The organism is Kribbella turkmenica (genome assembly GCF_004348725.1).
Lineage (GTDB): Bacteria > Actinomycetota > Actinomycetes > Propionibacteriales > Kribbellaceae > Kribbella > Kribbella turkmenica.
Map to the genome: position 1 here is coordinate 1 of NZ_SMKR01000121.1, position 23503 is coordinate 23503.

General features: G+C 67.7%; 22 protein-coding genes and 2 tRNA genes. 15 read left to right on the forward strand and 9 right to left on the reverse strand.

Translation table 11 applies throughout. From position 1 onward, the window contains the following. Positions 1-78 precede the first annotated feature (78 nt). Positions 79-855 (reverse strand): SAM-dependent methyltransferase, encoded by a 777-nt coding sequence (locus tag E1218_RS24685; protein WP_202866170.1) that lies wholly within the window; start codon positions 853-855, stop codon positions 79-81. 332 nt (positions 856-1187) lie between these two features. Here E1218_RS24685 and E1218_RS24690 point away from each other — a divergent pair, with 332 nt between their 5' ends. From E1218_RS24690 to E1218_RS36720, 3 genes are all read left to right on the forward strand, one after another. Continuing rightward, complete coding sequence (locus E1218_RS24690) at positions 1188-1514, forward strand: hypothetical protein (protein WP_132324114.1); 327 nt, start codon at positions 1188-1190, stop codon at positions 1512-1514. Between the two features lie 145 nt (positions 1515-1659). Beyond that, positions 1660-2151 carry a hypothetical protein gene (locus E1218_RS24695; protein ID WP_132324116.1) on the forward strand — a complete coding sequence of 164 codons (492 nt, stop codon included), beginning with the start codon at positions 1660-1662 and terminating at the stop codon, positions 2149-2151. 470 nt (positions 2152-2621) lie between these two features. After that, positions 2622-2819 carry a hypothetical protein gene (locus E1218_RS36720; protein WP_202866171.1) on the forward strand — a complete coding sequence of 66 codons (198 nt, stop codon included), beginning with the start codon at positions 2622-2624 and terminating at the stop codon, positions 2817-2819. Positions 2820-2909: 90 nt separating this feature from the next. Here the strand turns inward: E1218_RS36720 and E1218_RS24705 are convergent. Next, a tRNA-Gly gene (locus E1218_RS24705) sits at positions 2910-2980 on the reverse strand. Positions 2981-3086: 106 nt separating this feature from the next. Between E1218_RS24705 and E1218_RS24710 the strand changes: the two genes are divergently transcribed. The 6 genes from E1218_RS24710 to E1218_RS38260 all read left to right on the forward strand — a co-directional run bounded on the left by E1218_RS24710 (position 3087) and on the right by E1218_RS38260 (position 8730). Continuing rightward, a tRNA-Pro gene (locus E1218_RS24710) sits at positions 3087-3159 on the forward strand. Between the two features lie 75 nt (positions 3160-3234). Beyond that, complete coding sequence (gene tig / locus E1218_RS24715; protein WP_132324118.1) at positions 3235-4635, forward strand: trigger factor; 1401 nt, start codon at positions 3235-3237, stop codon at positions 4633-4635. Positions 4636-5076: 441 nt separating this feature from the next. Then, a complete protein-coding gene (locus E1218_RS24720; protein ID WP_132324120.1) occupies positions 5077-5700 on the forward strand; it encodes a ClpP family protease in 624 nt (207 codons plus the stop codon). 29 nt (positions 5701-5729) lie between these two features. Then, positions 5730-6341 carry an ATP-dependent Clp protease proteolytic subunit gene (locus E1218_RS24725; RefSeq protein ID WP_132324122.1) on the forward strand — a complete coding sequence of 204 codons (612 nt, stop codon included), beginning with the start codon at positions 5730-5732 and terminating at the stop codon, positions 6339-6341. A gap of 298 nt (positions 6342-6639) precedes the next feature. Then, entirely contained in the window at positions 6640-7935 is a 1296-nt protein-coding gene (gene clpX / locus E1218_RS24730; protein WP_132324124.1) for an ATP-dependent Clp protease ATP-binding subunit ClpX, read from the forward strand. A 456-nt stretch (positions 7936-8391) separates the two neighbouring features. Then, positions 8392-8730, forward strand: coding sequence for an alpha/beta hydrolase (locus tag E1218_RS38260; protein ID WP_132324126.1), 339 nt, complete (start codon positions 8392-8394; stop codon positions 8728-8730). Here E1218_RS38260 and E1218_RS24740 read toward each other — a convergent pair. Genes E1218_RS24740 through E1218_RS24770 form a run of 7 tightly spaced genes read right to left on the reverse strand, consistent with a single transcriptional unit; the run spans position 8679 to position 17562 of the window. Next, complete coding sequence (locus E1218_RS24740; protein WP_165949402.1) at positions 8679-9986, reverse strand: aspartate aminotransferase family protein; 1308 nt, start codon at positions 9984-9986, stop codon at positions 8679-8681. The two genes, E1218_RS38260 and E1218_RS24740, sit on opposite strands and share 52 nt — an antisense overlap. 14 nt (positions 9987-10000) lie before the next feature. After that, a complete protein-coding gene (locus E1218_RS24745; RefSeq protein ID WP_132324130.1) occupies positions 10001-11359 on the reverse strand; it encodes a hypothetical protein in 1359 nt (452 codons plus the stop codon). After that, positions 11352-12152 carry an amidohydrolase family protein gene (locus tag E1218_RS24750; RefSeq protein WP_132324132.1) on the reverse strand — a complete coding sequence of 267 codons (801 nt, stop codon included), beginning with the start codon at positions 12150-12152 and terminating at the stop codon, positions 11352-11354. The genes E1218_RS24745 and E1218_RS24750 overlap by 8 nt, the downstream gene beginning before the upstream one ends. Then, on the reverse strand, positions 12149-12943 hold the full coding sequence (locus tag E1218_RS24755; RefSeq protein WP_165949403.1) for an amidohydrolase family protein: 795 nt from the start codon (positions 12941-12943) through the stop codon (positions 12149-12151). The genes E1218_RS24750 and E1218_RS24755 overlap by 4 nt, the downstream gene beginning before the upstream one ends. After that, positions 12936-15188 (reverse strand): heparinase II/III family protein, encoded by a 2253-nt coding sequence (locus E1218_RS24760; RefSeq protein WP_132324136.1) that lies wholly within the window; start codon positions 15186-15188, stop codon positions 12936-12938. The genes E1218_RS24755 and E1218_RS24760 overlap by 8 nt, the downstream gene beginning before the upstream one ends. Next, positions 15185-16240: a Gfo/Idh/MocA family protein gene (locus tag E1218_RS24765; RefSeq protein ID WP_132324138.1), complete on the reverse strand. Its 1056-nt coding sequence runs from the start codon at positions 16238-16240 to the stop codon at positions 15185-15187. Before E1218_RS24765 ends, E1218_RS24760 begins: the two co-directional genes overlap by 4 nt. Beyond that, positions 16237-17562, reverse strand: coding sequence for an ABC transporter substrate-binding protein (locus E1218_RS24770; RefSeq protein ID WP_132324140.1), 1326 nt, complete (start codon positions 17560-17562; stop codon positions 16237-16239). The genes E1218_RS24765 and E1218_RS24770 overlap by 4 nt, the downstream gene beginning before the upstream one ends. A 192-nt stretch (positions 17563-17754) precedes the next feature. Between E1218_RS24770 and E1218_RS24775 the strand changes: the two genes are divergently transcribed. The 6 genes from E1218_RS24775 (at position 17755) to E1218_RS24800 (ending at position 23373) form a co-directional block, all read left to right on the forward strand. Continuing rightward, positions 17755-18651 carry a carbohydrate ABC transporter permease gene (locus E1218_RS24775; RefSeq protein WP_132324142.1) on the forward strand — a complete coding sequence of 299 codons (897 nt, stop codon included), beginning with the start codon at positions 17755-17757 and terminating at the stop codon, positions 18649-18651. Then, positions 18651-19511, forward strand: coding sequence for a carbohydrate ABC transporter permease (locus tag E1218_RS24780; RefSeq protein ID WP_132324144.1), 861 nt, complete (start codon positions 18651-18653; stop codon positions 19509-19511). The genes E1218_RS24775 and E1218_RS24780 overlap by 1 nt, the downstream gene beginning before the upstream one ends. Before the next feature lie 61 nt (positions 19512-19572). Then, the gene (locus E1218_RS24785; RefSeq protein ID WP_132324146.1) at positions 19573-21099 is read left to right on the forward strand and encodes a hypothetical protein; all 1527 of its coding nucleotides are present in this window, start codon (positions 19573-19575) and stop codon (positions 21097-21099) included. Continuing rightward, the gene (locus E1218_RS24790; protein ID WP_233712442.1) at positions 21096-21917 is read left to right on the forward strand and encodes a fumarylacetoacetate hydrolase family protein; all 822 of its coding nucleotides are present in this window, start codon (positions 21096-21098) and stop codon (positions 21915-21917) included. The genes E1218_RS24785 and E1218_RS24790 overlap by 4 nt, the downstream gene beginning before the upstream one ends. Continuing rightward, positions 21914-22633, forward strand: a complete 720-nt coding sequence (locus E1218_RS24795) for a 6-phosphogluconolactonase (protein ID WP_202866173.1) — start codon at positions 21914-21916, stop codon at positions 22631-22633. The genes E1218_RS24790 and E1218_RS24795 overlap by 4 nt, the downstream gene beginning before the upstream one ends. Further along, complete coding sequence (locus tag E1218_RS24800; protein WP_132324150.1) at positions 22630-23373, forward strand: sugar isomerase domain-containing protein; 744 nt, start codon at positions 22630-22632, stop codon at positions 23371-23373. The genes E1218_RS24795 and E1218_RS24800 overlap by 4 nt, the downstream gene beginning before the upstream one ends. Positions 23374-23503: the final 130 nt, after the last annotated feature.

Below are 23503 nucleotides of genomic sequence, written 5' to 3' on the forward strand. Positions count from 1 at the left end.
ACCCCGGGTCGTACGCCACCACGACAATCCCGTCGCCCATCCCGCCATCCTGGCACCTGCGCGTCCTCGCCACCGTTGTCAGGCAGCCGGCAGAGGCCGAGTGTTGCGGCGGGCGATCACGCGGGTGAGGCCGAGGGTCCGGCCGGCATCGCTGCGAAGCATCTGGGCTTCCTCCCGGTCCGGCGTACCGCTGGCTAGGTCGCAGGCGTCGTTCCACTGCAACCACTCACGCCAGCCGTCAGGCAGGCGGTCGGCGACCTCGACGGTAACCAGACCGGTCTTCTCCCAGTGCCGACGCCACCACGCCGGGCTGTGCCAGGCGCAGAAGTCCCATTTCCAGTACGGCCCGAGGTGCGGCGGAGGCAGCGTCTCGTACTCCTCAGCAAGCCCGGGCTGAACAATGCCGATCCGCCCGCCGGCCTTCACGAAGCCGGAGAAGTAGCCGAGATACAGGTCATCGGTGCCGAAGTAGTGGTAGGCGCCGATGCTGATCAGCACGTCGAAGAACTCCTCGGCGAACGGCAGTGCGTGCGCCTCGGCGTGGACCGGGTGAACCTGAGATTCGACGCGTGCCTCGGCCACCCGGCGCAGATTCTCGTCGGGCTTGACCCACAGGTCAGTCGCCCACACCTCGACACCGAACTCCTTGGCCAGAAAGATCGAGCTCAGCGCGGCGCCACACCCCATGTCGAGCACCCGCATGCCCGGCTCGAACCGCATGAGATCCGCCAGAGCCTCCGCCTGCCACACCGGATTCGGCCCCATCGCCCCGTCAACCATCCATCGACCCGAATACCCACCAGCCCGCGGATACCGCTCGTTCCTCACCCGTACGTCGAGCTCAGCATCATCCACGACCGGAGTGTGGACGAGCCCCGCCCACCCCGGCAACCGCTTGACGACGTACCGTCCTTGAGCCAGGCAAGCGAAACGCCCAGGCTGGAGGATTGTGCCTCTGACCTGGGCCCTCGCCCGTGGAGCGGGTGACGAGAATCGAACTCGCGTAGGCAGTTCGGAAGCGCGGCCGATCGCCCGTGTACACAGGGCGCTCACGCTCGGAGTGGGACCCCGCTCGACCCCGGCAATGACCGGCGGCGCTTAGGGCACGTGGTGGGCACCCGCCGACGTAGGTTCTACCGACTCCGACAAGCTCGCCGATACGCTCACGCCAGAATCGGAGGGCCCGGATGAACTTCGAGCTGCTGCTGTTGATCGTGATCACTGTCGGCCTGGCATTGCGGGCGCTCTGGGCCTCTGCCGTCCTCCGTCGTCACGTGGGGTGGCTAGTAGCGGGGTCATGGACGGGTGGCCTAGTCGCCGGGCTCGTCCTGGAGCTCGACTGGCTGGCGGCGCCCTTTGTACTCGTGTTCATAGTCGGCGAGATCATCTACCAGCTCGATGGCGATGGGCCGTCCGACGCACCCCCAGCCCGGTGGCTGCAACCCCTGATCCGCCGTTTGCCAGCCGGGCCGCCCGGCCGCCACGGACGAAAGCCGCACAACGACAGCGCTTGAGTCCTCCACACCTGCCCCGTCCCCCCGATCAGGCCAAGGGGTCAAGCGGCGGCTGTTTCGGGCTGCTCGGCGTACTTCGGAAGGCGTGTGGTTGGTCGTATGGAGCGCTTGACCGACGGACAGACCACTTGACAGCTTCGGGAGCATGCCTGAGCCACCGATGATCGTGGTCACTGACGTCATGCGCAGACGCCTGCGCGAGCAGCCAGCCCTCCGGAGCCGAGGGTTGTGGGATCCGTCGAACCCCAACTCCGGCGCTGCAGCGGCGCTCGGCGAAGTCAGCGCAGAAGTTCGACGGCAGAGTCTGATCCAGGCAGGCACCGTATACATCTGTGTCGGCGAACCAACGAACGACGGCCTCATCCCGGGTGAGGCGGTCATTCCAGTGGACAGGCCGGCCCAGTCTACGGAAGATGTCGAAGCGGTGATGCTTCCAGCAACTGAGGCCGTCTCCGCTCTGTACCGTGACGACATACACCTCACCGCGGGCAAGGCAGTGGTTCAACGGCTCCGCGAATACGCCGACCGTGAGCAGCTGAGCCTCGACGGCGAGCCGCGCTGGATCTACCACACCAGTCCCGAGTGGAACCTTGAGCCGGACGACCACCTCATCGAGGTTGTCTGGCCGATCCGCTGAGACCGCAGTACCAGGGGCGTTGGTCAGAGATCCGAGCTGGCGAAGGGGTCGAGCGGCGGCTGTTGTGGGCTGCTCCGTGTGGTTGGGGAAGGCCTGTGTTTCGTCGTATGGCTGGTTGGTTTGGAGGCAGTACCAGAGTTGTTTTTGAGAAGCCGGTTGAAGACGATACGCAGTGCTGCAGCGTGGCGGTCGCCGCGGGCTCGGCGCGTGTTGTAGAGGTCCTTGGCTGGGCCGGATCTAGGGATGGTGGGCCCTTGATCCTCGGCCCGGTACTTCAGGAAGCGCCTGGCGGAGTCCGTCGGCTCCTGACACTCGTGTTCACGGGGGAGCGGGGTGCAACTCCGAAGCGGGAGAGCTGGCGGACAACGGTCAAGTGAGCGACCCGCGTAGCTGAGGCTGGTCTCCCCGAGGGCTTCACGTGCAAATGACCTGTGTCACAAGGTAACCACCTCGCGGCGATGAGTGGCGCGTTGACCAAGGAGCTGATGCAGCGGATGGGGCAGTCGACGATGCGCGCCGCGCTCATCTACCAGCACGCCACAGACGAGCGGGCTCGGGAGATCGCCGACCGGCTGGACGAGCTAGTTGAACGCCAAATCGAGGGCTTGACCGAGGGCACGCCCGATGACGACGAGGGGGCGGCCGGGGTACTGGGGCCGACTGATTAGGGCACTGGAGGGCACGGTCCTCGAATCGGTCCCAGCATGACGAAGGCCCCTAGCCTCAGATCTCTGTCGCTAGGGGCCTTTCGTGTGTCGAGCGGGTGACGAGAATCGAACTCGCGTAGCCAGTTTGGAAGACTGGGGCTCTACCATTGAGCTACACCCGCGGTGCTCGGACATGATTCCACATGGAGTGGGGTGGACTCAAAACGGTGTCCGGCGGGGTCGTTTCGCGTGCACTGGGTCGGGTCGACTAGACTCGTGCGGTCACTGCGGGGCGTAGCGTAGTGGCTAGCGCGCCTGCTTTGGGAGCAGGAGACCGCAGGTTCGAGTCCTGTCGCCCCGACAAACCCCCTGCAGCACCCCTGCAGCGCGGGCTGCCCCCGTGCTGTGAAGTCATCGATCAAGGAGAACCGCCACCGTGAAGAGCACCGTCGAGTCCATGAGCCCGACGAAGGTCCGGCTCATCGTCGAGGTGCCGTTCGAGGAGCTCAAGCCGAGCCTCGACGCGGCGTACCAGAGCATCGCGAAGCAGATCACCGTTCCGGGGTTCCGCAAGGGCAAGGTCCCGCCGCAGGTGATCGACCAGCGGGTCGGCCGCGGGCCGGTGCTCGAGGAGGCGATCAACGACGCGCTGCCGAAGCTGTACTCGCAGGCGGTGCAGGACAACAAGGTCAAGGCGATCGGCCGGCCTGAGGTCGACGTGACCGAGTTCAACGACAAGGAGAGCCTGCAGTTCTCCGCCGAGGTCGAGGTGCGCCCGGAGATCACTCTGCCGGACCTGTCGGGTCTGGAGGCCGAGGTCGAGGACATCGCGATCTCCGACGACGAGGTGGACGAGCAGATCGAGGCGCTGCGGCAGCGGTTCGGCTCGCTGAACCCGGTCGAGCGGGCCGTGCAGGACAAGGACTACATCACTCTCGACCTGTCCGCGAGCAAGGACGGCGAGAAGGTCGAGGAGGCCCAGGCCACCGGCCTGTCGTACCAGGTCGGCAGCGGGCAGCTGCTCGACGGCCTGGACGAGGCGGTCGCCGGGCTGAACGCCGGTGAGAGCACGACCTTCGTCACCCAGCTGGTCGGCGGCGCGCTGAAGGGCGAGGACGTCGACGTCGAGGTGACCGTGACCGCGGTCAAGGAGCAGGAGCTGCCGGCGTTCGACGACGAGTTCGCGCAGACCGCGTCCGAGTTCGACACCGCCGAGGAGCTCAAGGCCGACATCCGCGGCCGGCTGGAGCGCGGCAAGCGGCTCGAGCAGGCCGGCGAGGCGCGCGACGCCGTTCTCGAGAAGATCCTGACCTTGGTAGAGGTGCCGGTGCCGGAGGGTCTGCTGATCGACGAGCTGGCCGCCCGGAAGGAGAACCTGGAGCAGCAGCTCGGGTACTCCGGGATGACGTTCGAGCAGTTCCTGGAGGGCGAGGAGCAGACCCAGGACGAGTTCGACGAGGACCTGAAGAAGCGCTCCGAGGACGCGATCAAGGCGCAGTTCGTGCTCGACCTGGTGGCCGAGGAACAGGAGCTGAGCGTCAACGACCAGGAGCTGACCGAGCACATCGTCCGGCACGCGCAGCGGTCCGGCGTCAGCCCGGACCAGTTCGCCCAGCACGCGGTCGAGAACAACCTGGTGCCGAGCCTGGTGTCCGAGGTCGTCCGCGGCAAGGCGCTGGCGCACCTGGTCGAGAACGCGAAGGTCACCGACGCCTCCGGCAACGTGGTCGAGCTGAAGACCCTGCAGCCCGACGGCTCGTACGCAGACCCGGCCGCCGAGGCGACCGAGGGCGAGGCGTCCGCCGAGGCCCCGGCCGAGGAGCCGGCGAAGGCCTGATCAGCAGTACGACGCGACGGCCCGGATCCCGTGTGGATCCGGGCCGTCGACGCGTTTCAGCCGGCTGAAAGCGATCTGAAAGGCGGGCTCCCTAGCGTGACCGGTGCGCCGTCGACCGCCCGGGGAGGAATCGCAGTGGCAGACCGCGACCAGCCGTGCCTCTGGCTGCCGGGGCACCGGGATCGAGGACCGAGGGCCGCGCGGGCGGTACCGCGCCCGACAGCTCAAGCGCCTGGTGAGCGGGTCGGCGCACGCGAACCGGGACCCGCTTCGCGCCGGCCCGGCGAGGTTGGGGCGTTCGCCGGGGCCGCGCTCTGTGGCTGGTGACGGCGACACTTGCCGACCGGGAAGAAATTTGCTCAGGGCAGACTCGGTGCGCCGTGAGCGAACACCTGTGGCCCAACCTTAGGTCTGTCGCCGCCGCCCAGTAATGTCGGCTTCGTGAACGAGACATTTGCAGCCAGCCCCACCGCCGCGGGCGGCAACGGATCCGGCGGACTCGACGACCACATCTACCAGCGCCTGCTGCAGAACCGGATCATTTTCCTGGGGTCCGAAGTTCGGGACGAGAACTCGAACGCGATCTGTGCGCAGATGCTGCTCCTCAACGCCGAGGACCCCAACAAGGACATCTGGCTGTACATCAACTCGCCGGGCGGCTCGGTGGACTCCGGCATGGCGATCTACGACACCATGCAGTACATCTCCAACGACGTCGCGACCGTCGGGATGGGCCTCGCCGCCTCGATGGGCCAGTTCCTGCTCTGCGCCGGCGCGAAGAACAAGCGGTTCGCGCTGCCGCACGCGCGGATCATGATGCACCAGCCGTCCGGCGGTATGGGTGGTACGGCGTCCGACATCAAGATCCAGGCCGAGCAGTCGCTGCACATCAAGGCGCAGCTGTTCAAGCTGATCGCCGAGCACACCGGCCAGCCGCTCGAGCAGGTCGAGAACGACGCGGACCGGGACCGCTGGTTCACCGCCGACGCGGCCAAGGAGTACGGCTTCATCGACCACGTGGTCGCCAGCGCCGCCCAGCTCAGCTCCGGCAGCCCGAACTCCTGACCTCTCACCGGTAGACAAGGACGCAACTCATGAACTACTTCATCCCGCAGTGGGAGGAGCGCACGTCGTACGGCATGCGCCGGATCGACCCCTACACCAAGCTGTTCGAGGACCGCATCATCTTCCTCGGTACCCCGATCACCGACGAGATCGCGAACGCGGTGATGGCGCAGCTGCTGTGCCTGCAGTCGATGGACTCCGACCGCGACATCAGCATCTACATCAACTCCCCGGGCGGCTCGTTCACCGCGCTGACCGCGATCTACGACACCGTCCGCTACATCAAGCCCGACGTCCAGACGGTGTGCCTGGGCCAGGCCGCCTCGGCCGCCGCGGTGCTGCTCGCCGCCGGTACGCCGGGCAAGCGGCTGGCGCTGCCGAACAGCCGGATCATCATCCACCAGCCGGCCACCGAGGGCACCTACGGGCAGTCCAGCGACATCGAGATCCAGGCGAACGAGATCCTCCGGCTGCGCGCGCTGCTGGAGAAGATGATCGCCGATGCCAGCGGCAAGTCGCTGGAGGAGGTCTCGCGTGACATCGAGCGGGACAAGTTCCTGACCGCCGAGCAGGCCATCGAGTACGGCCTGATCGACGACGTGCTGCAGACCCTCAAGTCCCCGGTCCCGGCCGGCGTCTGAGCCTCGCTCCGTGCGTCCCGGCCGCCTCGCCGCGGCCGGGAGTGCGGACCGGCGGACGTTTATCACGTCCGACCCGGGCGGACGGTACTGACATGAGCCTGTCCAGCGGCTTTATCCAGTTGTCAAGGGCGGAGCGCGTTCGCCACCGGCGTAGTCACAACGCGGCGGCGGGCGCGGCGTTTCGGCCTCCGGCGGGGTACCGTCGAATCGGAGTCCGGGTTACCGTTCGGCACCCGGCCCGAGCGGCCTACGCCCCCTCGGCCCACGGTTCGACTGCTCAGAGAAGGGATCTGTCCCGGTGGCACGCATAGGTGACGGCGGCGACCTGCTGAAATGCTCGTTCTGCGGTAAGAGCCAGAAGCAGGTCAAGAAGCTCATCGCCGGTCCCGGCGTCTACATCTGCGACGAATGCATCGATCTCTGCAACGAGATCATCGAGGAGGAGCTGAACGAGGGCTCCGAGGTCGGCCTCACCGAGCTCCCCAAACCGCGGGAGATCTACGACTTCCTCAACGCGTACGTCGTCGGACAGGACGTGGCCAAGAAGGCGCTCGCAGTGGCGGTGTACAACCACTACAAGCGGGTCCGTGACGGTCAGGGCAGCTCCACCGCCGGCCGGCACGCCAAGGACGAGGCGGTCGAGCTGGCCAAGTCGAACATCCTGCTGATCGGCCCGACCGGCTGCGGCAAGACCTACCTGGCGCAGACGCTGGCGCGGATGCTGAACGTTCCGTTCGCGATCGCCGACGCCACCGCGCTGACCGAGGCCGGGTACGTCGGTGAGGACGTCGAGAACATTCTGCTCAAGCTGATCCAGGCGGCCGACTACGACGTCAAGAAGGCCGAGACCGGGATCATCTACATCGACGAGGTCGACAAGATCGCCCGCAAGAGCGAGAACCCGTCGATCACCCGGGACGTCTCCGGCGAGGGTGTCCAGCAGGCGCTGCTGAAGATCCTGGAGGGCACCACCGCGAGTGTCCCGCCGCAGGGTGGCCGCAAGCACCCGCACCAGGAGTTCATCCAGATCGACACCACCAACGTGCTGTTCATCGTCGGCGGCGCGTTCGCCGGCCTGGACCACATGGTCGAGCAGCGGGTCGGCAAGAAGACCCTCGGTTTCAACACCTCGCGCGAGCCGGAGAAGCCGAAGGAGGTCGGCGGGTACTCCGACGTGATGCCGGAGGATCTGTTGAAGTTCGGCCTGATCCCCGAGTTCATCGGCCGGCTCCCGGTGATCACCACGGTGTCCCCGCTGGACCGCGACGCCCTGATCAAGATTCTGTCCGAGCCGAAGAACGCGCTGGTCAAGCAGTACCGGCGGCTGTTCGAGATCGACAACGTCGAGCTGGAGTTCAGCGACGACGCGGTCGAGGCGATCGCCGACCAGGCGCTGCTACGCGGCACCGGCGCTCGTGGTCTGCGGGCGATCATGGAAGAGGTTCTCCTCAACGTGATGTACGAGGTGCCCAGCCGTGAGGACGTCGCCAAGGTCGTCGTCACCGGCGAGGTCGTGCTGGAGAACGTCAACCCGACGCTGATCCCGCGCGACCAGATCGAGCGCAAGCGCGAGCGCCGGGAGAAGACGGCCTGAGGCTGCGCATCGTCGCCTGAGTTCTGAGGAGAGGCCGGGCCCGCTGGACGGCGGAGACCCGGCCTCCTTCTGTTGGCGGACGCGCCGGGAGTGGCCGGCCGCCTACGGTCCGTGCTGTGAAGCCGACACGATTTCTTCGAAGACTGTCCGTCATCGTAGCCGTCGGTGCCCTGGTCGCGCCGGCCACGATCGCAGTCGCCGCCCCGAAGGGCGCAGTACAGAACCTCGTTTTGGGGGAGCTGCGGCGCTGAGCTGCGGGCGTTCCAGTGCGCTGCCGTCGATCGGCACGGCGCTCCAACCGTGCGTCGAGGCCAAGCACTCGGGTCGTCCGCTGACCTATCCGCGATACGCCGACGCCGCGGACACGCGCGCGCCGCACTTCGGCCGGATGCGGCTGTGGCTCGGCCAGCCGTGCGAGTTCCTGCGTAAGCGCGACCACGATGCCTTCCTCGGTCCGTGGAAGCCTCGACGAAGACCCCGGTGATGGTCATCGGCACCCGGTACGACCGGCGACGCGGTACCAGGCCACCCGCCCGTACGCCGATCTCTGCCCGAACTCGCACCTGGTCACGGTCGAGGGTTACGGTTCACACCGTGCTCGGCAAGAGCACCTGTGCCGACAACCTGATCACCGCCTACCTGACCACGTTGACGGCCCCCGCCGACGGCGCGACCTGCACCCAGGACCGCCAGCCGTTCGGTCCTGTGCCGGCCAACCCGAAGCTGTTCCAGGGGCCGGGCCTTCAAAGCGTGGCGAGTACCTCGTCGGCGATGGCGATGGTTTCGTCCACTTGATCGTCGGTGTGCTCGGTGGACAGGAACCACAACCCTCGTGGAACGATGTTGATCCCGGCTGCGAACAGACCCGCGTGGAACTTCGCCATCGCGGGCCTGTCGCACGCCGCGAAGCTTCGGTAGTCGGTGACCGCCGGCTGATCGGTGAGGTACGTCTGGAACACCGGCCCGGGACCGTGGACGAGCATCGGTACACCGTGCCGCGCGGCCGAGTCGCGGAGTCCGTTCATCAGCCGTTGTCCCGCGGCGACCAACGGGGGATAGACGACGTCGCGGTGCTCGTCGAGGTGTCTCAGCACCGCGTCGGCCGCGGCCATCGCGACCGGGTGCGAGTTGAACGTGCCGGCATGGGCCACTGTTCCGTTCGCGATGGAGGTCATCACCTCACGCGAACCGACCAGCGCTGACACCTGCATCCCACCGGCCATCGCCTTCCCGAACGCGGACAGATCCGGCACGACGCCGAGGAGTTCCTGCGCGCCGCCGGGAGCGACCCGGAACCCGGAGATGATCTCGTCGAAGATCAGCAACGCGCCGTGCTGCCGCGTGACGTCTCGCAACCCTTCGAGGTAGCCCGGCGCCGGTGTGATGCAGCCGGTGTTGCAGAGCAGCGGCTCGAGAATCACGGCGGCGATCTCGTCCCCTTGGTCCTTGAACACCGCGGACACGGCGTCGAGGTCGTTGTACGGCAGCACGATCAGGTCGTCCGCGCCGCCTCGGGGCTGGCCTGCCGTACCGCCGACGGCGGCTGGGTGGCGCGCGTCACCGGCCAGCGCCAGATCCGGGTGCACGCTGTAGAGGACAGGGTCCAGCCAGCCGTGGTAGTTGCCCTCGAACTTCACGATCTTCGGTCGTCCGGTGTGCCCGCGCGCCAGCCTGATCGCGCCGTGCACGGCCTCCGACCCGACACTGTTGAAGCGCACCAGCTCGGCCGAGGGCACCAGCTGGCACAGACGTTCGGCGACGACCGCCTCGAGCTCGTGCTGGGCGGCGTACGCGACGCCGCGGCTGACCTGCGCGGAGACCGCCTCGGCGACGATCGGTGACGCGTGACCGAGCAGGTTGGGGCCCTGACCGAGGACGTAGTCGACGTACCGATTGCCGTCCACGTCCCACAGCTCGGCGCCGCGGGCGTGGTCGACGAACAGCGGTGTTTCCGCGCGGCGGGCGTCGCTGGACACCCCGCCCGCGATGACTTGCTTCGCGCGGGCGTACAGGCGGTCCGTCTGTTCGTGGCCTCGGGCAACGGTCTGCACAGCGTCCTCCAGGGTCAGTCGAGCTTCTCGGTGAGCAGCCGGAACTGCTGGCGCGGCCGACCACCTCCGGTCGAACGGGCGGGTGGCAGCGGCCAGGCCAGCCCGGCCTCGACCAGTTCCTTCAGCATCCGGCGGCCGGTCCGCGGGGTGACCTGCATGATGTCCGCGACGCTTTCGACGTCCACGACGACCTGCTGACCGGACTCCGGGGAGGCCGCGGCGGCGATCGACGTGACGATCTCGTAGGCGCGCCGGCCCACGGGTGAGATGAGGTCGGCCGCGGCCGGCAGGACCTGCGTGCGGCCCGGCGGGAGCTCTGTCCGGACGGTCGTGCCGTCCAGGTAGACGCCGACCTTGCCCTCACGGTCGACCGAGTCCTCGACCGCCATCAGGGCGTTGGCTTCGGCCGCCCGCGCTGTTTGACCAGCGCCCGCTCCGACGGCGACCGGAACGCCCAGCTGAGCTGACAGCGCTCCGAGGAACGGCGCCACCGTGAACTGCTCGGTCAGCCGGGTCAGCGCTCCGTGCGTGGTCGTGACGAGGAACAGCGTGTCCGAGCGACGGGCGACCGTCGCACCGACGTGCCGCGCCTCCGACAGCAGCTTCTGATGTGTCAGTACGGCAAGCTCCTGCTGCCAGTAGTCGCCCGATTCGGCCCGCGACGTCCCCGTCGGGATCAGCTGGACGGCAATCATCGCGAGTTGATGCGCACCCATCCGTGTCCCCTGACCGAGAAGGACCGCGGTCTCGAGCGCGTCCCGGACACTCGACCGGGTGGGCGCGATCCGCAGTACTGGAATGCCCTGGGTCCGGAGCTCACGTTCGACCGAGAGGATCGTCGTCAGCGCCAGTGTGGTGTGGTCCCGCTGCCACTTCTCCCGGTGGAACGCCGCGAACCCGGCCACGGACTCCGGTCCCTCGTACGGGATGTCGTACACGTCGGTCGTGTCGAGCCCGATTTCGCTGTACGCCTCCTCGACGTCGGCGGCGGACAGCGAGTCGATGCTGACCCGGCTCAGGTCGACGTCGTCGATGCTCAGGGACGCTCGCAGCAGGGCTGCGTACAGCGCGGCGCCGGTGAGCGGCAGATGGGTCGACGGGACAGTGAGCCAATGACCGGCCGTCGCGAGGTCGAACACCCACGGCCCGGGAAAGACCGCCGCGTCGATCCGGTCCCTCAGTTTCAGGTACCGCTCCTCGGCCTCGGACTGGTCGTCGTAGCCGCCGTTGAGGAACTTCACGCCGTGCGGCGATCGGTCGGTGATCTGCTGGCCCGCCTCGGCCATCGTCTTCACGAGTTTGCGTGGTCCGAACAGTCCGACCGTGACCGGTGGCAGCCGCTCACCCGCCGTGGACAACGCTTCTTCAGTCATCGCTCACCCCTGAGTCCCCCGGAAGCGGTCGCCACCGGAACAGTCTGCGGGCGTTCCCGCTCAGAACATCTTCGCGTTGACCGTCGGTCAGCGGCGCGCACACCACCCGGCCGAGCGACATGCGCTGGTCGATGAACGGGAAGTCGGAGCCGAACAGCACCCGTTGACTGCCGACGCGTTCGATCATCTCCATGATCAGCGGGCCGGTCATCTGCGATCCGCACACCTCGAGCCAGAGCGACTCGTGCCGGACGGCGGCTGCGATCGATTCGTCCACCCCGGCCGCCGTGATCCCGGCGTGCCCGAGGATCACCGACGCCCGTGGGTACTTGGCGGCGACCGCCTCGAACAGCGCGGGAGCGTCGTACGCCGACTGATGCTCGGAATGGCTGAGCACAGGGCAGCCGGTCTCCTCGGCGAACGCCCAGACGGCGGCGTAGCGCGAGCCGGTCACCGGATAGCGGTGGAGAGTCGGGTGGACCTTGATCCCGACGAAGCGATCGTCGTGAGTGAGCCGTTCGAGCTCGCGCACGGGGTCCTGCCACGGATTGATGACGGCGTACGCCGCGATCCGGCCGGGATGCGCGTCGACCGCGGCCAGCGCTTGGGAGTTGCCGAGGTGTGCGTCCTGTTGGATGGCGCGGTTCGCTGCCACGACGGTGACTTCGGTGCCGGTCCGGTCCATCACACCGACCATGGCTGCCGCGTCCGGCTCTGCGATGTAGAAGAGCGAGTACGGACCGAGGTGCGCGTGGACGTCGACCACCCTCCGCTGCGGTCGCCGGCCGATCATGGTCGCCCTCCGAGTTGGTCAGCCATCGCAGTACGACGGATGCCGAACAGCCGGTCCGCGGTGCCGGCTCCGATCTGGGCCACCGTGTCGTCGTCGAGACCGGACCACGCCAGGCGGACGATGCTCTCGCCCGGATCGCGCAGGCCGAGCCCGGTCGCGAACAACAATCTGTCGGCCAGTCCCCGGGCCGCCAGCCACTCGATCGCTTGGTGGCCGGCGAAGTCGACGAGGTCGACGTACAAGTTCTCGTGGTCGCGGACGGCCGCCCAGAGGCTGCGCAGCTGCCGGTAGCCGAGGTTGGAGAGGATGATCGGCAAGGTCGGGAAATGGGTGGCCAGGTGGTCGAGGTGGTGCCAGTCGATCTCGGTGACATCGACGCACAGGGGCAGGCCGTTCGTTGCCAGGGCCGCGTAGAGCTCGTCCATGGCGTGGTCCACCGGTGAGTAGCCGTGAGACCTCGGATACAGGCGGAACGCGGCGACTCCTTCGGTCACTGCTTGCATGACCAATGCATCCAGGGAATGCAGCTCGCCAGGGGTCGGGGGTACTGCGGTCCAGCACGCCAGGACGCCGCGGTCAGCCAGGCCGTGCGCCACCGCGCTCGCCTCCGCGTTGCCACCTACCGGGTCGTGCAGCCAGGACGCCATCGAACTGACGAGCGCGCCTGACATCCCGTAGGTGTCCAGGTGGACGGCGATCGCAGCCGGGTCGCTCTTCGGTACCAGAGCCGCCGGATGTGCCCCGGTCACGATCCGGGCGTCGAACCACCCGGTGGTTGCGTCCTCACTCATGACGTGCCCCCGCGATCGTCCAGCGCCCGGCATACGGCAGTGTCAGGTGGCTCCATCCACCCTCGCTCTCGGCATCAACAGGTACCCCGGCGAGCAACAATCTCCGCCCACCATCCGATCCACCGGCAGGTGACCGGTCGGCCGCCGGCACTTCACCACGATCGCTCAGGCCGTGGCGCACCCACAGGCCGCAGCGGCTTGTGCAGGTGACCTCGAAGCGCAGTTCGCCGTTGGCTGATGTGACTGCGACGTCGACCTCGGCCGTGCTGCGGAACAGCAACTCCTCTGCACCGCTCAGTTCCCGCACTCGCCAACCGGTTGCCCAGGACAACTGGCCGTTCACGGTCCGCACCCAGCTGGACGCACCGATGCGGTCGACGACGGCTTCATGGTCGATCGTGAGCACGCCGTCGTCCCGGGTCACGCGGACGGTGGCAGGCAGGGCTCCCTCGTGCGGGAGAAGGACGGTCGTGAAGCTTCCATGGGCACGGGTGAACACCAGCGAATGCAGCGGTCCGTACTCCGCGAATCCACCCTCCAGCGGGCGCCGCGCAACTCCTTCCGTCGTCTCGACAGTGGTCGCCCCGGTCGGGCCGGCTTCAATCAGCAGCAACCCAGGTCCGTCAGGCGCAGCAGCGTCGTACGCGAGGGGGCCGACCTGGTGCCACGGATTGAGTGCCTGCCAGCACGCGCGGAAGACATGCCCGTCCGTCGCCGCAGTGTCGGACACGACCACGAAGGCGGGTGCCTCGCGGACCATCGCGATGGTCCGCGCCTGCGGTACGACGTTGCCGCTGTGGCGGCCCGAGAACACGGCGACGGGCCCGGTGTCGACGAGCGGATCGATGCTCACACCGCGCTCGGTACCCAGCTCCTGATCATCGACCAGCACCGAATTGTGGCCCCGACCCGACTGGTACCACGTCAGGTACTCGGGATCGTCATAACTCGGCGGACCACCTGCCTCCCACAGCAGCGGTTGCTTCCACCCGTCCAGCACCAGATCCAGTACGGCGCGATGCGAGTGCGACTCGAGCTCGTGCTCGATGTGCGGACCGTAGTTGATGACTGCCCGCAGATCGTCGCCGCGCAAGATGGCGTAGCCGGAGTCCGCCAGCACGGTGCTTCGCGGCGGCGCGGGTAGCTGGTGCTCGTAGGCAGTCGCCACCGTGTTCAACCACCGCTGTTGCTGCTCCAGGTCCGTCCAGGCCGGCAGCATCACAGCTTCGGTGTTGAACGCCTCCGGTGTCAGCCACTGCGCAGCGGTCCGTGCCAGTACAGGATTGTCGAGCACATAGCTGCCGCGCAGGAGGCTCAACGCCGGCCACTCGATGTGGCTGTCCTGCAGATGAGGGACCCATCCACCGCGCGAAGCGAGCTCGCACAGCCATTCGTGCATCGCCGTCAACTTCGGGTGCTCCGCGAACCGGCGGTCGATCACTGCTGCCGTCTGCAGCGCGGTCAGGCACATCTTGTGATAGCCGGGCGAGCGCTCGTAGTGCCCACCGTCCGCGTAGACATCCAGCAGCAGGTGCTCGTCGATCCGCTCGCGTGCTCGCGCCGCCCAACTCTCTGCCTCGACCAGGTCAGGCAGGACGGCGCTGATGTGCAACAGTTCGGTCGCGCACACGAGCTGCCAGTTGCCGTGCCGGAAGACGTCATGCTCGTCGTAGGCCCACCGGGCACCGCCGACCAGGGTCGTCACCAGCCGGCCCCAGGCACGATCCGACATCGCCGACTCGGTGAGAACCTCCAACGTGGGCAGGAGACTCCGGCAGCGAGCCCAGGTGCCGAGCGAGTACCAGATGACGTCGAGTCCGGGCCACTCGCCAGTGACGGAGTCGCGCTGCTCGACCCAGTTTTCGAGGTGTCGCTCGAACGCTCGCAAGTACCGGTCATCGCCAGTCAGCAGCCAGGCGTGCACTCCCGGCGCCAACCAGCCAAGGTAGTGGAACCCGTACCGCCTCGAGCGACCATGCTCGCGTCCGGTCACGTCCACGCCGGTGAGCAGCGGGGCCGCCTCGACGAGCACGGCGTCCGCCGCCGGCGTGGATCGAATCGCGTCCGCCCATTCCCGCAAGGGCCAGGCGGGACGTCGCAACCGGCCGGCCACGAACGAGCGCAGGGTCGCCAGGTCTTCGACTGACGCGGGCGCGCCGAAGGCCTTGATCAGGTCGTCGGTCCCGATCCGGTTGATCCGCTCGTCGATGTGTCGCGGCTTCTCGGGACTCTTGATCGTCGTCATCCGTTTCCCGGGTCGGCCAGCATGGAGACGTCGACAGCCTGCCGGGTCTCGATCGAGGTATGCGCGGCCTCGAGGACGGCGGTCACGTTCCGGCTGCTCTCGATGGTGATGAGCGGTTGCTCGCCCGTGCGGCAGCAGCTGATCCAGTGCGCGATCGCATCGGCGTAGGCACCGGCCGGGATGCCGTGCAGCACGCGTTGCAGCATGTTCCTGGGGTAGGCGTAGCGGTCCACGGTCGCCAGGACGACGCTCTCCTTCTGCCGGTCCAGTTGGACGACGCCGTTGTCGGTGACCACCGAGACGTAGGAGTCGACCGTGGTCGGGAACGTGTTCGGGTAGATCCACGCCGACTCGAAGGTCGCCACCGCACCGCGGGAGTACTCGGCGTGGATCTGGATGGCGTCCGGAGTCTCGATGCCGAGCGAGCGCAGCTTCCCCCACCGGGCGGTCGCGTAGACCCGGTGCACCTGGTCGCGGAGCAGCCAGGAGACGAGGTCGATGTCGTGGCTGGACAGGAACCACGCGCAGGTCGTCCGGTCGGACCAGGACAGCATCTCGGTGGGGACGAAGATGGTGTCGTCCTTGCGTGCGTACGCCACCGCGGCCTCGCCGAGGTCCGCGAGCAGCTCGTGGGCCTGCGCGTAGGCGGGCACCCAGCGGTGGTTGAACAGACACATCGCGACCACGCCGTGCGCCCGGATCGCCTTGACCGCGGCGTCGGCTTCGGCGACCGACGTGGTCAGCGGCTTCTCGACCAGGATGTGCTTGCCGGCCTCGGCCGCCCGCACCATCATCTCGCCGTGCAGGTGGTCAGGCGTGGTCAGGACGACGGCGTCGACGCTCCCGTCCTTCAGCACGGCGTCCAGGTCCGGATGGATCGTCGGCCGCGGCGCGCCGCGGCCCTGGATCTCGTCGGCCAGCCGCGCGGCGCTGTCCGCCGAGTGACTGGTGACGGCGGTGATCTCGACCTCGGCCAGCCCGGACAGGGAGAGCGCGTTGCCGCGTCCCATGATCCCGGCGCCGACGATGCCGATCCGGATGACGTTGCTCATCTGGCACCCTTCGCGAGGACCTCGTTCCAGGCCTTCTCGGCGGTGTCCAGTGCGGCCTTGGCCGTGGTGGTGCCCGACATGTAGGCGCGGATCTGGTCGTCGAACAGCTTGCGCAACTGCTCGTCGTTCCCGGAGCCGAGGGAGGCGTCCACGCTGTTCTTGAACGTGCCGAGCAGGACCTTGCGGGCCTGGTCCGCCTGGGTCGTGCCCGCGATCTCGGTGAAGAACGGGTCCTCGAGCGCCTTCAGTGACGACGGGTAGATCGGCACCAGCTTGCAGAGGGCGAGCTGCTGCTCGGGGGCGGTGACGAACTTGAGCCACGCGGCCGCGGCGGCCTGGTTGTCCGACTTCGCCGGCACGGAGACGATCTGCTGGCCCGCCATGTAGTACTTCCCGTCGGCGCCGCTGACCGGCGGGCCGACGACGATCGAGCCGTAGACGGCCGGGGAGTTCTTCTCGATGTTCAGCAGGCTGCTGGAGACGGCCGCCGGGTTGAACGCGATCTGCCGGTTCTCGAGCGACTGTGGGAGTTCACGCGGGTTGGCGCCGAGGCTGCCCGGTGCGATCGCGCCGGAGTCGAAGAGCGGCTTGAACTTCTCCACCAAGGCCAGTGTCTCGGGAGTGTTGAAGACGGCCGTCTTCCGGTCCGTCGACAGCAGCGGGATGCCGTTGGCCTGGACGACGGACGAGTAGGCCATGAAGTTCGTGGCCGACTTCCCGGTCGCCTCCCTGTACGCCGCGGCCAGCGCGAGGGCGTCGTCGTACGTCTTCGGCGGATCGGCCGGGTCGAAACCGGCCGGGGCCAGCAGGTCCTTGTTGTAGAAGCCGAGCGACGTGCCGCCGTTGTACCAGGGGATGGCGATCCGCTTGCCGTCGACAACGAGTGGGTCGGCGAGGTTGGGCGCGTAGTCGGCCAGTTCCTCCTTGCTGAGCAGGCCGTTCAGGTCGGCCATCGAGCCGGCGAACAGGCCCGTGGTCGCGGAGGTGATGTTCACCGCGTCCGGCACCTTGCCGCTCGCGAGCGCGGCCAGCAGTTTGGTGGTGATGTCCTGACCGGGAACGTCCACCCACTTGATGGTGACGTCGGGATGTTGCTTCTCGTAGGCGTCGATCCACTTCTGGATGTCCGGCCCGTAGTTCTTCTGCAGGTTGATCGTCCACCACTCGACCTCACCGGAGTACGCGTCGCCCGACTGCTCCGGGGCGTCTCCGGTGGCCGGGTTCCCGGACACGCAGGCGCCGAGCGTCAGTGACAGCCCGAGCGTCATGGCGAGGGTGGGGACGAGTCGTCCCCGCAGCAGGGTTCGTGTGCGTCGCGCCATCGCGAGCTCCTCACGGAATGGAATGTCCTAAACGGTGCTTCCAGACATCATGTTCGGGGACAGAGTGCGACGCCGTCAACTCGTCACTGGGCGAAATCGTCGCGATGACGGCTGGCGGCCGGTCGGCTTCTGAGCTACGGTCTTCTGCAACGCAAATCCGTAAGCCGGGTTTCAGACGCGAGAGGCGCCTGTATGAGTGTCACTGGCATGTCGGGTCTCAACGGCCGCGTGGTCGGCCAGCGCTGGTACACGCCCTACCTCTTCATGGTGCCCGGACTGCTGCTGTACGCCGCGATGTTCGCCTGGCCGGCGGTGATCGCGGTCCAGCTGGCCTTCTCCGACTACGACATCGTGAACCCGATCCGCTGGACCGGCCTGGACAACTTCGCCCGGCTGGCGGACGACCCGCGGGCCTGGATCGCCTTGCGGAACTCGCTGTTGTTCGTGGTCATGTTCCTGCCGCTCACGGTGGTCGCCCCGCTGTTCCTGGCCATGCTGGTGAACGTCAAGCTCCGGGCGATCCAGGCGTTCCGGATGCTGTACTACCTGCCGGTGATCACCTCGATGGTGGCGGTCGCGGTGGCGTGGAAGTACGTCTTCAACCGTGAAGGCGTCGTCAACTGGATGCTCCAGCTGGCCGGGCTGGGACCGATCGACTTCTTGTTCGACCGGCACTGGGCGCTGCCGACCGTCGTCTTGTTGGAGGCCTGGAAGAACGCCGGGCTGTTCATGATGATCTACCTCGCCGGGCTGCAGGCCGTGCCCGCCGACCATCTGGAAGCGGCCAGGATCGACGGTGCGAACGGCCGGCAGCGGCTGTGGCACGTGATCGTGCCGTCGCTGCGGCCGACCTTCGCGGTCACCCTGATCCTCAGCATGCTCGAGGCCATGCGCGCCTTCGAGTCCGTCTACGTGCTGACGAGAGGCGGTCCTCTCGACTCCACCCTCACCCTCGGCTACTACATCTGGTCGAAGGCCTTCGAGGACTACGACATGGGCTACGCGAGCGCGGTCGGCCTGGTGCTGTGGGCCATCATGATCGTCCTCGCCGCGGTCAACCTGGCCGTCACCCGCCGGAAGGACGTCTGATGGCGGCGCGCCGGCTGTACCGGCGCAGCCGGCTGGTGGATCGGCGGGTGGTCCGGCGGGCCGCCTTCTACCTGCTGCTGATCGCGGTGGCCGCGCTGTTCATCGGCCCGTTCCTGATCCTGCTGAGCTCGGCGATCAAACCGGCTACCCAGGACGTCTTCGGATTTCCGCCGGACCTGATCCCGCGGCCGCCGGTGGTCGACTGGTTCCGGGAGGCCTGGACCACGATCCCGTACGCGCGCTTCCTGGTGAACTCACTGATCTACGTGGGCATCACCGTCCCGGTCTACCTGGTCGTGTCGGCGCTGACGGCGTATCCGCTGGCCCGGATCGCGTTCCGCGGCCGGGGACTGTTCTTCATGCTGTTCCTGTCGATCATGTTCCTGCCGGGTGAGCTGATGCTGATCCCGCGCTTCCTGGTGATGAGCCAGCTGGGCCTGACCGACACGTTCGCCTCCGTCATCCTGCCGGCCATCCTGTCGTCGCTGGGCATCTTCCTGCTGCGGCAGGCGTTCTCGCAGATCCCGGACGAGATCGTGGAGGCGGCCCGGGTGGACGGCGCGAACGAATTCGCCATCTTCTGGCGAATCGCGGTGCCGATCGTCGCGCCGACCCTGGCGGTGCTCGCGATCCTCGGTTTCGTCTCGGTCTGGAACAGCTTCATCTGGCCGATGGTCACGCTGACCAGCCAGTCCAAGTTCCCGATCGCGCTCGGTATCGCCTACCTGAGCGGTGTCAGCGGTACCGACGTCCGCGGTCTTGCGGCCGGCACGGTGCTCTCGCTGATCCCGGTCGTGGTGGTCTTCCTGCTGCTGCAGAAACGCATCCTCGACAGCATGGGCGGCGCCGTGAAGGGCTGACCCGAAAAATCCCCAAGACGCTCTCCTCCCATATCCGCTCCGTCCCTTGTGAGGCCACGAGATGAACCCACCCATCGCCAGACGCACACTGCTGCTGGGCTCCGCCGCCACCGGAGCCCTCGCCTGGACCGGCGCTTCGACTCTTCCGGCGTTCGCCGAGGCTCTCGTCTACAACTCACCCGAAGCCTTCGACGCGGCCCAGGCCGCGTACCTCGCGACCAATCCCCAGCACAACGAAGTCGGCCTCTACGCCTGGGGTGAGTCCTACTTCCTGCTCGGCCTGCTCCGGATGTACGATGCCTACGGCGACCTGAAGTACCTGCACACCTTCGAGCAGCGCGCCGCGCACCTGACGGCGACGACCGATGCGGCTCGTGGAGTGACGGATTACCGCGGCCGCTCCGGGAAGGTCTGGCGGACCGCCGGCAACTACACCGCCGGTCACGGCGTCCTGCCCGACGGCAACGGCAGGGCAGCCGTTCAGCTCCGCTGGGCCGGTACGCGATCGGGTGAGTCGACGGCCGAGGTCACGAACGTCTCCGGTAGCACCTTCGACCTGATCCTCCGCAACCCCGCCACGACTGCTGTCGTGACCCTACGCGGTGTCTCCCTCGACCCGGCGGCCGCGTCGTACGTCGTGAGCGCGGTCAACAACGCGTACACCGCGGGTCTCCGCTGGACCGCTGTCGATCTCAGGACGTCGCCCGGAGACTCGTCTCCGCCGGAGCCGGTGACGATCACCTTCCAGCCGCAGTACTACGTGTTCGCCGTGCACACGGGGATGATCGCCCACCCGCTGGCCCGCTACGTCCGGATGGTGTTCGAGTCACCGCGCCTGAAACGTGGCGGGCGTATGCGGATCGCTCAGAAGTTGCTGGCGGCGGTCCGCGCGGCTGTCACCTTCCACGACAGTGAGTACGCCGTACGCCCCGACGGCTCGGGTGACTACGTGTGGCCGAAGGGCGCACCCGTTCCGTTCGACGGCACGATCCAGCCGTACAACCAGAGTCACGGTCTCGGCCAGGTCCTGGTCGAGCTCTACCGGGCCACTGGCGAACGGCGATACCGCACGCGGACCGAGCAGTTGCTCAAGGGCTTCCGGGCCGGGCTGACTCTCGGCCCCGAGGGAGCGTATGTCTGGCCGTACTGGCCGCTGCACAGCGAGCTGTACACCGGGTACCCCGCGACCGCAGGCGTCTCCGAGTACACGCCGTCGTACCCGGCGTCCCGGCAGATCGAGGACATCAGCCATGCGGCGATCAGTCTCGAGTTCGTGCAGGCAGCGTACGAGGCCGGGGTCGACGACGGCTTGGCCGCGGACGTGCAGCGGTTCACCGCGACGTTCACGCAGAACGTGATCCGGTCCGAGACCGAGGTCTGGCTCCGCGTCAACGGTACGACGACCGCCGTACCGGCCAATGCGGTGCAGTGTGCGCGGTGGGGTGCTTACGCTGAACACGATCCACTCGTCTACGAACAGTCGTTGAGGGTGTACGACGCCGTACAGCTCGTCCCGTCCCAGGGGTCGCACGCGCTCGGGATCGCTTACTTGAACTGGGCCGAACAAGGAGCTTGGAGGAAGCAGTGAAGTTTCTGCGTATCCATACCGACGAAGGGCTGCGGGACGCCGTGCTGACCGAGGACGGCAGGGTGGCGACCCTGCCGGGGGAGTCCGAGGTGTTCGACCCGGCTCGCCTGCGGGAGCGGGCTGCGGAGCCTGCCGGCGCCGTGGCGTTCGAGGACGTGTGGCTCGCCGCGCCGGTCAGTCCGGGCAAGATCGTCTGCGTCGGGCTGAACTATGCCGACCACGCGGCCGAAGGCGGGCAGGAGGCTCCGCCGGAGCCGATCCTGTTCATGAAGGCGCCGGACACGGTCGTCGGCGCGCACGACGATGTCGTGATACCGCGCGGTAGCGAGAAGACCGACTGGGAGGTCGAGCTCGGCGTGGTGGTCGGACGTACGGCGTCCTACCTCGAGTCCGACGCGGAGGCGCTGGAGCATGTCGCCGGCTATGTGCTGGTCAACGACGTCTCCGAGCGGCACTTCCAATTGGAGCGCGGCGGTCAGTGGGACAAGGGGAAGAACGCACCGACGTTCTGCCCGATCGGTCCGTGGCTCCTGACCGCCGACGAGGTTCCCGATCCGCAGGCGATCGCGCTCGGTCTGGACGTCAACGGCAACGTGCTGCAGGACAGCTCGACCGCCGAGATGATCTTCGGCGTGGCGTATCTCGTCCGCTACATCTCCCAGTTCATGACGCTCTACCCGGGTGACGTGATCAGCACCGGGACTCCGGCCGGAGTCGGCGCCGGTCAAAAACCACCGCGCTACCTGAAGGAGGGCGACGTACTCCGGGTCTGGGCCGACGGTCTGGGCGAACAGCACACCCGGCTGATCTCTGCATGAACGTCGAGACCTATCCCGATCCGGCCGCACTGGGCGCGGCGGCCGCAGCCGCGGCGGCCGAGTCCCTGCGTGGGCTCATCCAAGCGCAGGGCTCGGCCCGGATGGTGCTCGCGGCCGCGCCGAGTCAGCTGCACACCCTGGCCGCTCTCTCCGTTGCCGAGGGCATCGATTGGAGCCGGGTCGAGGCGTTCCACATGGACGAGTACGTCGGCCTGCCGCCGGAGACGGAGCAGCGCTTCGGCGGCTGGCTGCGCAGGCACTTCACCGACAAGGTTCGGCTCCACGTCATCGACCCCGATGGCGGCGCCGACCCGGCACCGGAAGCAGCCCGGTACGCCGAGCTGGTCACGGCGGCACCGATCGACATGGTGCTGGCCGGCATCGGCGTCAACGGTCACCTTGCGTTCAACGAGCCACCGGCCGACTTCACCACGTCCGACGTTGTTCAGGTGGTCGCACTGGACGACACCAGTCGGATGCAGCAGGTGGACGAAGGACTGTTCCCGGAGTTGGATTCGGTACCGACCCATGCGTGGACGCTGACCGTGCCGTTCCTCCTGTCGGCGCGCGAGATCTTCTGCATGGTGTCGGGCGCCGCCAAGCGGGAAGCGGTACGGCGGACTCTGGCCGGCCCGGTGGACCCCGCCGTACCGGCGACTGCTCTGCACACCCATCCGCGAACCAGACTGTTTGTCGATCAGGAGGCATCCCGATGAGCGAGTACCTGACCGCGATCACGAAGCTCCTCGAGCGGATCGAGGTGGAGGAGAACGACTCGATCGAGGCGGCGGCGCGGTTGATGGCCGACCAGGTCGAGGCCGACCGGCTGATCCAGGTCTACGCGCCGGGTGGGCACTCCAACCTCGCCGCGCAGGAGATCTTCTTCCGGGCCGGCGGCCTGATGCATGTCTCCGCCCTCCTCGACGAAGGGACCCTGCTCTCGAACGGTGCGTTGCGGTCGATGGCCGTCGAGCGAACGCCCGGCTACGGCCGCATCGTGATCGAGAACGCGGGTCTCGGTGCGGACGACCTGCTTTTGCTGGTGAACGCGTACGGGATCAACGCCGTCCTGATCGATGCGGCCCTGACCGCGAAGCAGCGCGGGGTGCTGACGATCGGGGTGAGCTCGCGGCAGCATGCCGAGCAGACCGCGCCGGACCACCCCGCCCGGCATCCGTCCGGGGCCAACCTGCACGACCTTGTCGATGTCGCGGTCGACACGAAGGTTCCGATCGGTGACGCAGTGATCCAGGTGGCCGGGATGACGGAACGGGTCGCGGCGGTCTCGACGTTCGCGAACGCTTTCGCCCTCAACACGATGGTGCTGCGGACCATCGAGCGGCTGGTCGAGGCGGGCGTCGTGCCGCCGGTCTGGCGCAGCGGCAACGCGCCCGGTGGTGACGAGGCGAACGCCGAGTTCATCGGCCGGTTCCGGGACCGGGTCAGATGGCTCTAGCCGGGCGTGATCCGTGGACGGGACAGCTCCTGCGGATCGAGCACGCCGCCGGCCGGGTCACCGCGATCCGGCGCGAGACGGGTGGCGAGGACCTGCCGTGGATCAGTCCCGGGCTGGTCGACCTCCAGGT